This window comes from Serratia sp. D1N4, from assembly GCF_054552755.1.
Genome location: NZ_CM137274.1, coordinates 2,871,198 through 2,886,293, shown reverse-complemented (window position 1 = coordinate 2,886,293; position 15,096 = coordinate 2,871,198). Strand labels below are relative to the sequence as shown.

Here is a 15,096-nt window from a genome sequence, read left to right as displayed (position 1 = left end):
CGGAGGCCAACCAAGGCATGAACAAATTTGTCAGATTAACAGCAGTCGTTGCTCTGCTGTGGGCGGGTGTCAGTTACGGAGCGGATACAGCCAACATCCGCATCGACCAACTGCCGCAGCTCGTGCAGGAACCGCAACATGCTACCGTGAGTGAGCGCGTTACTTCGCGCTTCACTCGCTCTCATTATCGCCAGTTTGCCCTAGATGCGGACTTTTCAGGCAAGATTTTCGATCGCTTCCTGAATATGCTGGATTACAGCCATAACGTATTGCTGGCTTCCGATGTCGCGCAGTTTGCCGACAAACGCAATACGCTGGGTGAAGAGCTGAAATCTGGCAAGCTGGATACGCCTTACGCGTTATTTAACCTGGCGCAGAAACGCCGGTTTGAACGCTACCAGTATGCGCTGTCGCTGCTGGAAAAGCCGATGAATTTCACCGGCAATGACACTATTGATATCGACCGCAGTAAAGCGCCGTGGCCAAAAGACAGAGCGGAGCTGGATCGCCTGTGGGATGCCAAGGTCAAATATGACCAACTCAACCTGAAGCTGACCGGCAAAACCGAAAAAGAAATCCGTGACACGCTGACCAAGCGCTACCAGTTCGCAATCAAACGTCTGACGCAAAGCAACAGCGAAGACGTTTTCACGCTGGTTATGACGGCCTTCGCCCACGAAATCGATCCGCATACCAACTACCTGTCGCCACGCAATACCGAGCAGTTTAATACCGAAATGAGCCTGTCGCTCGAAGGTATCGGTGCGGTGCTGCAGATGGATGACGACTACACGTTAATCAACTCCATGGTGCCGGGTGGCCCGGCGGCGAAGAGCAAAGCGATCACCGTGGGTGACCGCATTGTCGGCGTTGGTCAGGCGGGTAAACCGATGGTGGATGTGATCGGTTGGCGTCTGGACGACGTGGTTTCCCTGATTAAAGGGCCGAAGGGCAGCAAGGTGCGTCTGGAGATCCTGCCAGCAGGCAAGGGCACCAAAACCCGGGTGGTGACGCTGACCCGTGAGCGCATCCGCCTGGAGGACCGCGCGGTGAAAATGACCATCAAAACCGTTGGCAACCAGAAAGTCGCGGTGATGGACATTCCTGGCTTCTATGTGGGTTTGACCGATGATGTCAAAGTCCAGTTGCAGAAAATGGCCAAGCTGAACGTTGATAGCCTGATCATTGATCTACGTACCAACGGCGGCGGTGCGCTGACGGAAGCGGTCTCGCTTTCCGGCCTGTTTATCCCGAGCGGCCCAGTAGTGCAAGTGCGTGATAACAACGGCAAAATCCGTGAAGATGCGGATGCCGATGGCGTGATTTACTACAAAGGCCCGCTGGTGGTGCTGGTTGACCGTTTCAGCGCTTCGGCGTCTGAGATTTTCGCTGCGGCAATGCAGGACTATGGCCGTGCCTTGGTCGTGGGTGAGCCTACCTTCGGTAAAGGTACCGTGCAGCAATATCGCTCGTTGAACCGGATTTACGATCAGATGTTGCGCCCTGAGTGGCCAGCGCTGGGCTCCGTGCAGTACACCATTCAGAAGTTCTACCGTGTTGATGGCGGCAGTACTCAACGTAAAGGTGTAACGCCGGACATCCTGATGCCAACCGGTATCGATCCGGCAGAAACCGGTGAAAGCTTTGAAGACAACGCCATGCCGTGGGATAGCATCAACGCAGCTACCTACGCCAAGACGGGGGATATGAAGCCATTCGAACCGCAACTGTTGAAAGATCACGAACAGCGCATTGCCAAGGATCCGGAGTTCCAGTACATCGCGCAAGACATTGCTCATTACAAGGCATTGAAGGCTAAGAAAAACATCGTTTCCCTCAATCTGGCCACGCGCGAGAAAGAGAACCATGACGATGATGCGACGCGCTTAAAACGGGTTAATGAGCGTTTGCAGCTTGAGGGGAAAAAGCCGTTGAAATCCCTTGATGATCTGCCGAAGGATTACAAAGATCCGGATCCGTATCTGGATGAGACGGTCAGGATCGCTCTGGATCTTGCCAATTTCGAAAAACAGCAGCCATCGCAGCAAGCGGCACCTGCCAAGTAATCTGCTGGATTCTGAGTTGAAAACGCACCCGCACTAGGGTGCGTTTTTTATTGCAGCGTAGTGGCACAATCCATCTTTATTATTGCTATAAAGTCTCACACTTTTACGCAACAATCGTTTACAATTTACAAAATCGCTATTGAGTGCCGTTTTTGTAAAGTTTCGTATTTTTAGTAGGTTAATGGCGCATAACTCTTGAAACTGTGACGCATGCCCATACGATCAGAGTATCTGAGGCGGCGTTTTATTAACATTTATGAGGAAGTAAACATTCTATGATGCGTATAGCTCTGTTCCTGCTTACCAACCTGGCGGTGATGTTGGTTTTCGGGCTGGTGCTCAGCCTGACAGGAATCCGATCCAGTAGCGTTCAGGGCCTGATGATTATGGCCGGTCTGTTCGGCTTTGGTGGTGCGTTTGTTTCACTGCTGATGTCTAAATGGATGGCGCTGCGCTCTGTCGGTGGAGAGGTGATTACACAGCCGCGTAACGAAACTGAAAACTGGTTGCTGGAAACGGTACGTCGTCAGTCACAGCAGGCTGGCATCGCCATGCCGCAGGTGGCGATCTACCATGCCCCGGATATCAATGCCTTTGCCACCGGCGCACGTCGTGATGCTTCACTGGTGGCCGTCAGCACCGGCCTGCTGCAAAGCATGAGCCGTGATGAGGCAGAAGCGGTTATTGCGCACGAAATCAGCCACGTTGCTAATGGTGACATGGTGACCATGACCCTGATCCAAGGGGTGGTGAACACTTTTGTGATCTTTATTTCGCGCCTGATTGCGCAGGTGGCCGCTGGCTTCCTGGGTAACCGCGATGGTGAAGGTGAAGGCAATGGCAACCCGATGATTTACTTCGGTGTTTCGATGGTGCTTGAACTGGTCTTTGGTATTCTTGCTAGCATCATCACTATGTGGTTCTCGCGTCACCGTGAGTTTCATGCTGATGCCGGTTCTGCCAAACTGGTAGGTCGTGAGAAGATGATTGCCGCACTGCAACGCTTGAAAACCAGCTACGAACCTCAGGAAACGGGCAGCATGATGGCGTTCTGCATCAACGGCAAATCCAAGTCGTTCAGCGAGCTGTTTATGTCTCACCCGCCGTTGGACAAGCGCATTGAAGCGCTGCGTTCCGGCCAATACCTGAAGTAATTATCAGCAGAATCAGCAGAGAGTAAAAACCCCGGCAAACCGGGGTTGATGGCAAAGTGGTTCTTAAGCCCGAGATACTCGGGCCTAGAGCACCGAGGGGGCGCTCCGGCGGCTTACGCCGCTACGACCCCTTCGGCACGCTCTCCCTAATATCTTGGCTTTGTCAGCAGTCTGAACCCCAACCCCGGCTTGCCGGGTTTTTTTATGTCGGTGAGTTGGGTTCATTGCTGCGCGCTGGTGGCGCAGAACGGGGCTGAGTGATGCGTAGGCAACTGACTATTGCCGCCACACTGGCGAAGGCTCCTGCAAGCACCAGCGAGGCGTGAGTGGCGTTGCTGTGGAACAGGTTGAACATCAGGGCAACCAGTGCCGCACCGGAGGTTTGCCCCAGCAGGCGCGCAGTACCGAGCATGCCACTGGCACCGCCGCTACGATGGCGCGGCGCGGCGGAAATGATGGTGTGGTTATTGGGGGATTGGAACAACCCGAACCCGATGCCGCAAAGTACCATGCGCCAGATGATATCCAGATCCGTTGGGTCTTGTGGCAGCATCGCCAGCAGGAACAGGCCGAGAGCGAAGGTCGCCAGGCCAATACCCCCCAATAATCCGGCGTGAATATGCTCTACCAGACGGCCTGCAATCGGTGCGACCACGATGATCGCCAGTGGCCAGGGCGTTAACAGCAGGCCGGTAGCGACTTCATCACGGCCCAGCGCGCCTTGCAGGAAGAACGGCAGCGATACCATCGCCAGCATTTGTGCGGTAAAAGAGCAAATAGAGGTGCCCATCGACAGCGCGAAGATAGGTATGCGCAGCAAATCCACGGGTAACAGCGGGGATTCCTGGTTTAACTGGCGGCGCACAAAGAAGTAGCCAATCACCAAGAGTGCCGCAACTTCACCGGCGATCAGCAGCAGGCTCTGCCCTTGGGCAAATCCGCTGACGGCGGTAATCAGCAGGCCAAAGGTCAGGGCGTTCATAACCGCGCTGACAGGATCAAAGCTCTGGTTACTGTTTTTCTGGCTGTTTGCCGGTAGGAATTTCATCCCCAATAGCAGGGCAACAATGCCTATTGGCAGGTTGATGGCAAACAGCCACTGCCATGAGGCGACAGACAGAATGGCAGCAGCTATCGTCGGGCCAGCAGCGGAAGAAAAAGCCACAATCAGTGAATTGATGGCGATACCACGGCCAAGAAAGCGTTGTGGATAGATAATACGGATGAGCGCCGTATTGACACTCATAATTGCCGCTGCGCCAAAGCCCTGTAGCACGCGGGCAATCGTCAGCGTGACCAGCGAATCAGACAGGGCACAGAACAGTGAAGTTATGCTGAAGACCAGCAAACCGGCCAGATAGATACGGCGATAACCAATCAGATCGCCGAGCGAAGCCAGCGACAGTAATGAGATAACAACGGCCAGTTGATAGGCGTTCACTACCCAAATCGAGCTGGCTGGGCTGGCTTGCAGATCGCGGGCAATCGTCGGCAGGGCGACGTTGGCGATCGTGCCGTCGAGCACGGAAACGGTAATACCTAATGCAATGGCAAGGATCGCGCCATACCGTTGTGGGACGGGGAGGCCGTCGGAACAAGAACGCGTCATAGTCAGTATATTTATAAACAGGGGGAGTATTAACATGCTAATCATATTTGCTGCTGAATGCACCCACCGTTTTCCTTGGTAAGTGTAAAAAGTGGTGAGAAGTGTGTCGCTAATTGCTTCATTGCTGGTCATTATTCCGCAACTTTCATTGCGCGGGGTGAAATGTTCCGATTATACTGAAACTCTTGTTCAAATTTCCTAAAACAAAAACAGGTGAGTAAGGTATTGACCATGGCTAACGCAGATCTAGACAAGCAACCGGATTCGGTCTCATCAGTGCTGAAAGTGTTTGGCATCTTGCAGGCATTGGGCGACGAACGCGAAATCGGTATAACCGAACTTTCTCAACGGGTAATGATGTCCAAAAGCACCGTTTATCGTTTCCTACAGACGATGAAGTCGTTGGGGTATGTCGCTCAGGAAGGGGAATCTGAGAAGTATTCTCTCACCCTGAAATTATTTGAGCTGGGGGCCAAATCGTTGCAGAACGTCGATCTGATCCGCAGTGCCGATATCCAGATGCGTGAGTTGTCGAACCAGACTCGCGAAACTATTCACCTGGGTGCGTTGGATGAAGACAGCATTGTCTATGTCCATAAAATTGACTCAATGTATAACCTGCGTATGTATTCGCGCATTGGTCGTCGTAACCCTCTGCACAGTACCGCCATTGGTAAAGTGCTGTTGGCATGGCGCGATCGCGGTGAAGTTGAAGAGATCCTCTCTCACGTCGAGTTTACCCGCAGTACTCCTCATACCATCGTCAGTGCTAAGGCGTTGCTGCCGCTGTTGGATAAAGTGCGCGAGCAGGGTTTTGGTGAAGATATTGAGGAGCAGGAAGAAGGGCTGCGTTGCATCGGGGTTCCGGTGTTTGACCGCTTTGGCGTGGTGATCGCTGGCTTGAGTATTTCCTTCCCAACTATCCGTTTCTCTGAAGAAGCCAAAGATGGCTATGTGGCACAGTTGCACACTGCTGCTCGTCTGATTTCAGAGCAGATGGGGTATCACGACTACCCGTTTTAATCGCTTACCCCGTATCACTACAATAAAAAAACCGGCGCATTTATTATTGGCGCCGGTTTTTTTTCACTACGATAAACCTTTACCGATGAGCCAGATCGACTTCGTCTTCACTGTTCATGATGGATTTGTCGGTCTGCTTCATCAATTGGCTGGTGACGGTGCCTGCGGTCATCGCGCCGCTGACGTTCAATGCGGTACGGCCCATGTCGATCAACGGTTCAACGGAGATCAGCAAGGCAACCAGCGTTACCGGCAAGCCCATGGCGGGTAAAACAATCAGGGCGGCGAAGGTTGCACCGCCACCGACCCCGGCAACACCGGCGGAACTGATGGTCACGAGGCCTACCAACGTCGCGATCCACATCGGATCTAACGGGTTGATACCCACGGTTGGTGCGACCATTACGGCCAGCATCGCTGGATACAGGCCAGCACAGCCATTCTGGCCGATAGTGGCCCCGAACGAAGCGGAGAAACTGGCGATGGATTCCGGCACACCCAAACGGCGAGTTTGCGCTTCTACGTTCAGCGGAATGCTGGCGGCGCTGGAGCGGCTGGTGAAAGCAAAGGTAAGAACCGGCAAGACCTTGCGGAAGAATTTCAGCGGGTTAACCCCGGTAAAGGTCAGCAACAGGGCATGAACCGCGAACATAATCGCCAGGCCGAGGTAAGAGGCTACCACGAAGCTACCCAGCTTGATGATGTCTTGGATGTTGGAACCGGCAACCACTTTGGTCATCAGCGCCAGCACACCGTATGGCGTGAGCTTCATCACCAGGCGCACCAGTTTCATCACCCAGGCTTGCAGAGTGTCGATCGCTGCCAATACGCGTTGGCCTTTTTCTTTATCGTCTTTCAGCAGTTGCAACGATGCAACGCCCAGGAAGGCAGCAAAGATCACGACGCTGATAATAGAAGTTGGATTGGCACCGGTCAGATCGGCAAAGGGGTTTTTCGGTATAAATGACAATACCAACTGCGGCACGGTCAGATCGGCCACTTTACCCACATAGTTGCTCTCAATCGCTAAAAGACGTGCGCTTTCCTGCGTGCCTTGCACTAAGCCTTCGGCAGTCAGGCCGAACAGGTTGGTCACCAATACCCCCACCAGCGCCGCGATCAGCGTGGTGAACAGCAGGGTACCAATAGTCAGGACGCTGATTTTGCCCAAAGAAGCGGCGTTATGCAGTTTGGCTACCGCACTCAGGATCGAAGCGAATACCAGTGGCATCACGATCATCTGCAGCAGTTGCACGTAGCCGTTACCGACAATGTTGAACCAGGTGATGGATTCTTTCAGCACCGGGTTGTCTGAACCGTAAACCCATTGCAATGCTAAACCGAACAGCACGCCGATCACCAGACCGACCAAAACTTTCTTCGCCAGACTCCATTGCTTATGGCGGGTTTGCGCCAACAGCAAAAGGAGGGCGACAAAAACCAGCACGTTTAATACGAGCGGTAGATTCATCCCATGTCTCCATCATCTTTTTTATAGTCTAAAAGTGCTACCCAGCAGAGGTGTAGCGATGTAAATATCGTAACAGTTTGCTGGAAAGCTCACTTATATCCAAATGGAATTGAATATAACTTTCAGCTCGAATTTGTTTAATTTATAGACCTAAAGAGGAGGAAATCATCGATTTTTTGTGATCACAATCGAATATTTTTTATTTGCTCAAAATATGACTGCACGGGAAAGGTGTATCCCCCTTGCCAATAGAGAGCAAAAGCGACCAGGCACAAACACAAGACACGTTCCAGTTGGTTGCCTTTCTGCGAATTCAGCAGCGGCAGGCCGAAGCGCCAGCGGCAGGGCCAAAGCAGCGGTACTCCGGCCGGGGTCAGCATATCGGCCAGTAAATGGCTGAAGTAACCAATGATCATGGCGTGCAGCACATCAATAGGAATTGGCCAACTGTGTGGCACATCTAAGCGGAATAACATCATGCCACCGACGATTGCCAGCAGGCTGTGAGTGAAGCCGCGGTGGCCGAAAGCGCGTGATATGGGAATCGCGATCCAGCGCAGGCGCTGGCCTAGCACTGATTTAGGATGGTCGATGTCCGGTAATAACGATGTTAGCAAGGCGGCAGGAATAATGTGCCACCAGTCACCGTTGGCCAGTTCAGGCGTGACCTCTGCCTTTTTGGCGAAGATCGCACAGGCAACAGAGAAAATAAGATGTCCTTCCGCGGTCATGCTATGGTTATTCCGGTTACTAAACTGTTAATTTATCCAGTATATGGTTTTTTTTACAGTTGCGGAAGATGTTACCACGTAACTAATTGTTTATTTTACGGCGTATTACAATGGGTTGAGCCAATAAAAAGGCTCTGCATGCAGAGCCCGGAAAAGTGTTTTGATGCAGGCGCTTAGCGTGCCAGCCAACCGCCATCAACCGCAAGGGTATAACCATTCACATAGTCGGAAGCAGCGGAGGCCAGAAAGACGATCGGCCCCATAATGTCTTCCGGTGTTCCCCAACGTCCGGCGGGAATGCGCTCCAGAATTTGCTGATTGCGTTCTTCATTAGTGCGCAGTTGCTGGGTGTTGTTGGTGGCCATGTAGCCAGGGGCAATGGCGTTCACGTTGATACCATATTGCGCCCATTCGTTCGCCAGCAGGCGGGTAATGCCCAACACGGCGCTTTTTGAGGCGGTATAGGAAGGAACGCGGATACCGCCCTGAAAAGAGAGCATCGAGGCAATATTAATGATTTTGCCCCCGCTCCCTTGGCTGACAAACTGTTTCGCCACGGCCTGCGCCATAAAGAACAGGGTTTTGATGTTAACGTCCATCACATCGTCCCAATCTTTTTCATTGAAGCTGAGCGCGTCTTCACGCCGGATAATACCAGCGTTATTGACCAGAATATCTACCCTGCCGAATTCGCGGATAGTTTCTTCTAGCAATGAAGGAATGGCGTCAATCTTGCCGAGATCGGCGTTCAAATTCAGGAAGCGGCGCCCAAGCTGAGTCACTTTAGCCATCGTTTCATGCGGATCGCTGCGGTTGACGCCGATAATGTCGCAACCGGCCTGTGCCAGCCCAACCGCTATACCTTGGCCCAAACCGGTATTGCAGCCGGTGATGAGCGCCACTTTGCCTGTTAAATCAAAGGAATTCAAAATCATGACTGTATTCTCGTGCTGCACGGCGCGGGTGCACCGTGCAGATGCTGGCTGAAGGGATTTAACGCAGATCGCAGGTAGCGAGATGGTCCATGTCACCAAAGACCTGATTTTCGCCAACCATACCCCAGATAAAGGTATAACGTTTGGTGCCTACACCAGAATGAATGGACCAGCTTGGTGAGATCACCGCCTGTTCATTCTGTACCAGCAGATGACGTGTTTCCTGCGGTTGCCCCATCATGTGGAACACTGCGGTGTCGTCGTCCATGTCGAAATAGAAATACACTTCCATGCGGCGATCATGGGTATGGCAGGGCATGGTGTTCCAGAGATTGCCTTCTGCCAGTTTGGTCAGGCCCATGGTGAGCTGGCAGGTGGGTAAGACGTCCGGAACGATGAATTTGTTGATGGTACGGCGGTTGCTGGTGGCATCATCACCCAGCGTTTGTGGTGAAGCTTCTGCCAAGGTGATTTTTTTATTGGGGTAATGAGTATGTGCAGGGGCGCTGTTGTAATAGAACTTGGCAGGTTGCTGGGCATCCACGCTGCTGAATTCAACGCGCTGCGCACCTTTGCCCACGTACAACGCTTCTTCATGGCCAATTTCGTAGGTATGACCATCCACCATCACAACACCCGGCCCGCCGATATTAATCATGCCTAATTCACGGCGCTCAAGGAAATAGCTCACGCCCAGTTGCTTACCCACTTCGTCGCCGATGCTGACCGTAGTATTCACCGGTTTAACCCCACCGATAATGATGCGGTCAATATGGCTGTAGGTCATCGTGTAGTTGTCGGTTTCGAAGATATTCTCAATCAGGAATTCGCGGCGTAATCCAGCGGTATCGAGCTGTTTAGCGTGGTCACTGTGAATGCTTTGACGAACGTCCATTGCAATGTCTCTCTTCTTTGAAGTTCACCATTGAGGAAGAAAGCACCGGGCCGCCAACTGGCGCTGTGTGGCAGTAACAGCGGTCATCGGCTGCCCGGCGTTTTCTTTATGCTGCCAGCATAGAACGCCTGACATACGAATTCAATAAAAATGAAATGCCGTTTTATTTATTTTATGACGCAGTCGGGGTTTTGCAGTAAAAAAGCGCGGGCGATGTAACGTGAGGGGAAATAAACGGCATCAGCAGGGGCCGATGCCGACAGGGTTTTATGCCAGGTGCTCGGCAGTCAACTGCTCAAGGCTGTGTAGTTTATAATCCGCCAGAGCCCAGCGAGGATCCTGACGATACTCTTGTGCTGGAATGACAATGGAGCGCATACGTGCCGCTTTGGTGGCAATCATGCCGTTGAAGGAGTCTTCCAGCGTAATACAGTGCGACGGTTCGCTGCCTAAGCGCTCTGCGGCAATCAGATAAACCTCTGGGTGCGGCTTGCTGTAGGGCAGATACTCGGCAGAAACCAGCTGATCAAAATAGCTTTCCAGATCGAACATCTTCAAAACCTGTTGCTGCATGCGCAGCGGTGAAGCGGAGGCCAGGCCGATATTCAAATCCAGGCTGCAGCACAGTTCTAGCGCTTGTTGCACGCCAGGCAGCAGTGGGCGTTGTTCTCGCACCAGTTCTATGGCCCGTTCGATAATGCGCCCGGCGACTTCTTCTTGCGACACACCTTGCCACGGCATCGACTGGTACCACATTTTCACCACCAGATCGATACGCAGGCCCAGCGTATCTGGCAGTTTGTGACGATCGGACAGATCCAGCCCCAGCGAGCCGAAGATATCCAATTCCGCTTGTAACCACAGGGGTTCTGAATCGATCAATAAACCATCCATGTCAAAAATAGCGGTTTCTATGCGTTGCGAATAAGTCATTTAATGATTAGCTCCTACTGCGCCGGTAAAAGATCACGTTTTTCCCACTTTATCATTTTTGCCGGTGGGTCTGTACCTCTCTGGCTTGGCTCGTTTGGTCAAAACGCAGCATCTGCCCATCGATTGACAAAGAAAACGGTGGGCGAGCTTCCTTAACTACGGGTAGACTTAGCCCATTGACGGTTACGTCACTTACAAGGGGAACACATGACGTATCAACAGGCTGGGCGCATCGCCATACTGAAACGTATTTTCGGATGGGTGGTTTTCATCCCTGCGTTACTTTCCACGCTGGTTTCACTGTTGAGCTTTGTTTATCAACACAGTGAAAAAACCAAAGGCATTAACGCCGTGATGCTGGATTTTGTTCACGTCATCGTGGATATGCTGCGTTTTAATACCTCGTTCCTGAATATTTTTTGGTACAACTCGCCGGTGCCGGATGTCGACAAGAGCCTGTTCAGCGGTGCGAACCTGATGTTTATCATTATCTATTTTCTGATTTTTGTTGGGCTGGCGTTACAGACTTCTGGTGCGCGGATGTCGCGTCAGGTGAAGTTTATCCGTGAAGGGCTGGAAGATCAGATGATTTTAGAGCAGGCCAAGGGGAACGACGGGCAGACGCGGGCGCAGTTAGAAGAACGAATTACGCTACCGCATCATACTATCTTCCTGCAGTACTTCCCGTTGTACATTCTGCCAGCGGTGATCGCGGTGGTTGCCTATTTCGTGTTTAAACTGCTGGGGCAGATGGCTGGCGCAGCATAATGTGGTAAAGGTTTGATAATTGGGGCGCTGCTTGCAGCGCCCCAATTATTTAGAACACCTCAGGATGTAGCAAGGCGTCGATGGCGCGCTGTGCGGTCACCAAGTGCTGGCCGCCGAACAGGTTGCTGCGGTTAAGCAGGTAGTAGAGTTGATACAGCGGCTGGCGCTCAATAAAACCGGTCTCTAGAGGCCAGATGCTTTGGTAGCCATCATAAATCTGTGCTGGCAGGTCCGGGTAAAGTGGCAACATGGCAAGATCGCACTCGCGATCGCCCCAGTAACAGGCCGGGTCAAACAGGAAGGGGCCATCGGCGGCCAGCGCGCAGTTGGCGGGCCATAAATCCCCGTGCAATAGGGAAGGTTGCGGCTGGTGGTGTTGTAGCCGCAGATACACTACGTCGATGATTTCATCGATATCGCCGAAGGTCATGCCCTTTTCGGCAGCCAATTGCAACTGCCAGCCGATACGCTGTTCGGCAAAAAATTCGGCCCAGCGGCGTTGCCAGGCATTGGGCTGCGGTGTGGTGGAAAGATCGTTATCGAAATCCAGACCGAACTGCGGTTGTTCGCTCCATTGGTGCAGGCGGGCCAACTGTTGGCCCAGGCAATGAGCACCGTGCGCATCTAACGGTTTAAGTGGTTGATATTCGAGCAGCAGAAAACTGTAATCGCGATCGCTACCCACTCCGTACACCTCGGGTACGTGTACGGTCTTACTGCGCGCCAAGAGTGCCAGTTGATCGGCTTCGGCAGTAAATATCGGCAGCAGTTCGCGGGTATCGCATTTCACAAACACCTCGCTGTCACCGTAACTCACGCGCCACGCCGAATGGATCTCTCCGCCGGGTAGTTCAGTCCTTTCGCGGATTTCTGCGCTGCCAAGATGTTCACTTAACAGACGACTAACGGCTTGCCACATAGTCATTCCCCTCTGTGTTGCCTGCGATTTCATTAGGTTAGCGTCTTTCCTGTTGCGAAAACACGACATGGCGCACAGCTGTACCAACTACTGGTGATAATTCCACTGCGCGTGCCTGGTCAAAGTATATACGCTATTGATTAATTTAAGTACGCCTACTCTTGCAACTTGCTGGTTGCTCGGCGATGTTTGTGCACTGTGTCCTTAAATCAGCGAACAGAAGGAGTGAGGATGGAGCAAAACATGCAGTGGCAGCGCGGCGAATTTCACATCAGCAGTGATAAGAGTGAGTTGGATCTGGTTTTTACTCACGCTTTTTTGACTACCTCCAGTTGGGGGAAAGGGATTTCGTTGGAAACGGTACGCCTATCGATAGAGAACAGCCTGTGTTTTGGGCTTTATCATCGTAACCAGCAAATCGGTTTTACCCGCTTGGTGACCGACTACGTGACTTTTGGCTATCTGTGTGACGTTTTCGTCACGTCAGAGTTTGAACGGCAGGGGCTGGCACGCTGGCTAATGGAGTGTTCGCTGGAGCATCCGGTGTTGCAGCGCCTGCGGCGCATCATGTTGGTCACCAACAGCGCCCCTTGGTTGTATCAAAAAGTAGGGTATCAGCCAATCAATGAAGAGAACTTCGTCTGGCATATTGTTCGGCCTGATATTTATCAGCAACAATAGGGTGAGATGCGTTCAACGTTAGTGGGGTGACCGTCGCAGGTTTCGTTCCCAAAGTGAGTGATGAATTCCGCGACGGTGAATGATTCTGTTTTATGTATCAGTATGTAACCGCTTGACGTAGTCCCAAGAGGTAGCAACGGTGACCTTAGGGGGCTTTCCTAAGGCAACCTGGCCGAACCCTTGGGCCAGTTGTTGTACAATCTGTTGATCCAACGGCGTTATCAAAGCAAAGCTGGTGCTCTCCAGTTGATGTTGTATGCCTCGTTCATCAGTGACCGAGGTGGTAAATCCTTCGCGAGTGAGTTGCCCACTCAGCTTGGATAAATCGGTTAAACCGTCTTCCTGAACGTTGAAAGTCACCACAAAACAGGTGGGTGGAGATTGACTCATAAATCACCTCTTGGTATATGGATACCCTGAGAATAGACCAAAAAAGTTATACAGGCGTCCTTACAGGTTGTATATGCTACGCAACTCATTGAAAGGAGTGAGGGATTCTGTGAAAACAAAAATCGGTTGCCTGATGGCAATCTTACTATTAGCCGGTTGCGCGAACGATCCGCAGACAACGGGCAACACGGCAGGCAGTGGTACATCAGGCGGTTGGCTCAAACCTCCATCGCCAATACCCAGCAACCGAACCGGCACACCGGTCGCCTATAATGATTACATTCGTCAGGCTGCCAGCAACTATGGCGTCGACGAAACCTTGATTAAAGCCATCATTCAGGTGGAGTCCGGGTTTAACCCGAACGTCGTCAGCACCTCGAATGCCGTAGGATTAATGCAACTGAAGGCATCAACCGCCGGGCGCGATGCCTACCGTATGAAAGGAAAAGATGGGCAGCCAAGCTCACGTGAGTTGAAGGATCCGGCGGTCAATATTGATCTGGGAACGGCCTATATCAATATTCTTCAAAGCCAGCAGCTAGCCGGGATCACCGATCCACAAACGTTACGCTATGCCACCATCGTCTCTTATGTGAATGGTGCCGGGGCGATGTTACGGACATTTTCATCCGATAAACGTGTGGCGGTAAACCGTATTAACCAGATGAGCCCAGACGAGTTCTATCAGCATATCCAGAAGAAGCACCCGGCACCGCAGGCGCCGCGCTATCTCTGGAAAGTCACTACCGCCTATCAGGCGATGTCTGAGTAATACGCCTTCACATAGCTACAAGGCCCCTTAACGGGGCCTTGTGTTTATTGTGCACAGAAAACCTCCAGCTAGGCTGGAGGTTCCGTAAAGCTTTCAGCTTTGAGCCAGTTATAAAAACCCCTTTTGATTTGTTAAAACAGTTTGCGGTCTGGCAACTGCAAATATTCAACAAGAAATCAAAAGGGGGTCCCTATGAGGGACGAAAAGAGCTTAGCGCACACGCGATGGAACTGTAAATATCACATAGTATTTGCGCCGAAGTACCGAAGACAGGTGTTCTACGGGGAAAAGCGCAGAGCGATTGGCAGTATCTTAAGAAAGCTGTGCGAATGGAAGAACGTGAATATTCTGGAGGCAGAATGTTGTGTGGATCACATCCATATGCTTCTGGAAATCCCACCGAAGATGAGTGTGTCGGGCTTTATGGGATATCTGAAGGGAAAGAGCAGCCTGATGCTCTATGAGCAGTTTGGCGATTTGAAGTTCAAATACCGTAACAGGGAGTTTTGGTGTCGAGGGTATTACGTTGATACGGTTGGTAAAAATACAGCCAGGATACAAGAATACATAAAGCACCAACTGGAAGAGGATAAGATGGGTGAGCAGTTGTCGATCCCGTATCCGGGCAGCCCGTTTACGGGCCGTAAGTAATGCATAGATGCAAATGTCAGATCGCGATGCGCCTGTTAGGGCGCGGCAGGTAACAGAGCCTTATAGGCGCATATGAAAAACCTCCGGCTATGCCGGAG

At 52.0% G+C, this 15,096-nt stretch carries 15 protein-coding genes; 7 read left to right on the top strand and 8 right to left on the bottom strand.

Translation table 11 applies throughout. The features are described 5' to 3' along the window. The first annotated feature begins 17 nt into the window (after positions 1-17). Both prc and htpX read left to right on the top strand, forming a co-directional pair. A complete protein-coding gene (gene prc / locus ACX1CU_RS12665; protein WP_459398670.1) occupies positions 18-2,066 on the top strand; it encodes a carboxy terminal-processing peptidase in 2,049 nt (682 codons plus the stop codon). Between the two features lie 275 nt (positions 2,067-2,341). Beyond that, complete coding sequence (gene htpX, locus ACX1CU_RS12660) at positions 2,342-3,220, top strand: protease HtpX (RefSeq protein WP_459398669.1); 879 nt, start codon at positions 2,342-2,344, stop codon at positions 3,218-3,220. Positions 3,221-3,422: 202 nt separating this feature from the next. Here the strand turns inward: htpX and ACX1CU_RS12655 are convergent, their stop codons facing one another. After that, on the bottom strand, positions 3,423-4,829 hold the full coding sequence (locus tag ACX1CU_RS12655; protein WP_459398668.1) for an MFS transporter: 1,407 nt from the start codon (positions 4,827-4,829) through the stop codon (positions 3,423-3,425). Between the two features lie 231 nt (positions 4,830-5,060). Between ACX1CU_RS12655 and kdgR the strand changes: the two genes are divergently transcribed. After that, positions 5,061-5,852, top strand: coding sequence for a DNA-binding transcriptional regulator KdgR (gene kdgR / locus ACX1CU_RS12650; RefSeq protein WP_459398667.1), 792 nt, complete (start codon positions 5,061-5,063; stop codon positions 5,850-5,852). Between the two features lie 79 nt (positions 5,853-5,931). Here kdgR and ACX1CU_RS12645 read toward each other — a convergent pair whose 3' ends face one another. The 5 genes from ACX1CU_RS12645 to hxpB all read right to left on the bottom strand — a co-directional run bounded on the left by ACX1CU_RS12645 (position 5,932) and on the right by hxpB (position 10,817). Further along, a complete protein-coding gene (locus ACX1CU_RS12645; protein WP_459398666.1) occupies positions 5,932-7,323 on the bottom strand; it encodes an L-cystine transporter in 1,392 nt (463 codons plus the stop codon). 182 nt (positions 7,324-7,505) lie between these two features. After that, on the bottom strand, positions 7,506-8,054 hold the full coding sequence (locus ACX1CU_RS12640; RefSeq protein WP_459398665.1) for a metal-dependent hydrolase: 549 nt from the start codon (positions 8,052-8,054) through the stop codon (positions 7,506-7,508). A 173-nt stretch (positions 8,055-8,227) separates the two neighbouring features. Next, positions 8,228-8,989, bottom strand: a complete 762-nt coding sequence (gene kduD, locus ACX1CU_RS12635; protein ID WP_459398664.1) for a 2-dehydro-3-deoxy-D-gluconate 5-dehydrogenase KduD — start codon at positions 8,987-8,989, stop codon at positions 8,228-8,230. Positions 8,990-9,047: 58 nt separating this feature from the next. Next, a complete protein-coding gene (gene kduI / locus ACX1CU_RS12630; protein ID WP_459398663.1) occupies positions 9,048-9,884 on the bottom strand; it encodes a 5-dehydro-4-deoxy-D-glucuronate isomerase in 837 nt (278 codons plus the stop codon). Between the two features lie 267 nt (positions 9,885-10,151). Next, positions 10,152-10,817: a hexitol phosphatase HxpB gene (hxpB, locus tag ACX1CU_RS12625; protein ID WP_459398662.1), complete on the bottom strand. Its 666-nt coding sequence runs from the start codon at positions 10,815-10,817 to the stop codon at positions 10,152-10,154. 207 nt (positions 10,818-11,024) lie between these two features. Between hxpB and ACX1CU_RS12620 the strand changes: the two genes are divergently transcribed. After that, positions 11,025-11,585: a YniB family protein gene (locus tag ACX1CU_RS12620; protein WP_459398661.1), complete on the top strand. Its 561-nt coding sequence runs from the start codon at positions 11,025-11,027 to the stop codon at positions 11,583-11,585. A 49-nt stretch (positions 11,586-11,634) separates the two neighbouring features. Here ACX1CU_RS12620 and ACX1CU_RS12615 read toward each other — a convergent pair whose 3' ends face one another. Then, positions 11,635-12,504 carry a fructosamine kinase family protein gene (locus ACX1CU_RS12615; protein ID WP_459398660.1) on the bottom strand — a complete coding sequence of 290 codons (870 nt, stop codon included), beginning with the start codon at positions 12,502-12,504 and terminating at the stop codon, positions 11,635-11,637. 231 nt (positions 12,505-12,735) lie between these two features. Between ACX1CU_RS12615 and ACX1CU_RS12610 the strand changes: the two genes are divergently transcribed. Further along, a complete protein-coding gene (locus tag ACX1CU_RS12610; protein WP_459398659.1) occupies positions 12,736-13,185 on the top strand; it encodes a GNAT family N-acetyltransferase in 450 nt (149 codons plus the stop codon). 90 nt (positions 13,186-13,275) lie between these two features. Here the strand turns inward: ACX1CU_RS12610 and ghoS are convergent, their stop codons facing one another. Continuing rightward, a complete protein-coding gene (gene ghoS, locus ACX1CU_RS12605; RefSeq protein WP_459398658.1) occupies positions 13,276-13,575 on the bottom strand; it encodes a type V toxin-antitoxin system endoribonuclease antitoxin GhoS in 300 nt (99 codons plus the stop codon). Between the two features lie 109 nt (positions 13,576-13,684). Here ghoS and ACX1CU_RS12600 point away from each other — a divergent pair, with 109 nt between their 5' ends. Together ACX1CU_RS12600 and tnpA are read left to right on the top strand one after the other, a co-directional pair. Further along, complete coding sequence (locus ACX1CU_RS12600; protein WP_459398657.1) at positions 13,685-14,347, top strand: transglycosylase SLT domain-containing protein; 663 nt, start codon at positions 13,685-13,687, stop codon at positions 14,345-14,347. Between the two features lie 192 nt (positions 14,348-14,539). After that, the gene (gene tnpA, locus ACX1CU_RS12595) at positions 14,540-14,998 is read left to right on the top strand and encodes an IS200/IS605-like element IS1541B family transposase (protein ID WP_042659502.1); all 459 of its coding nucleotides are present in this window, start codon (positions 14,540-14,542) and stop codon (positions 14,996-14,998) included. The last annotated feature ends 98 nt before the right edge of the window (positions 14,999-15,096 follow it).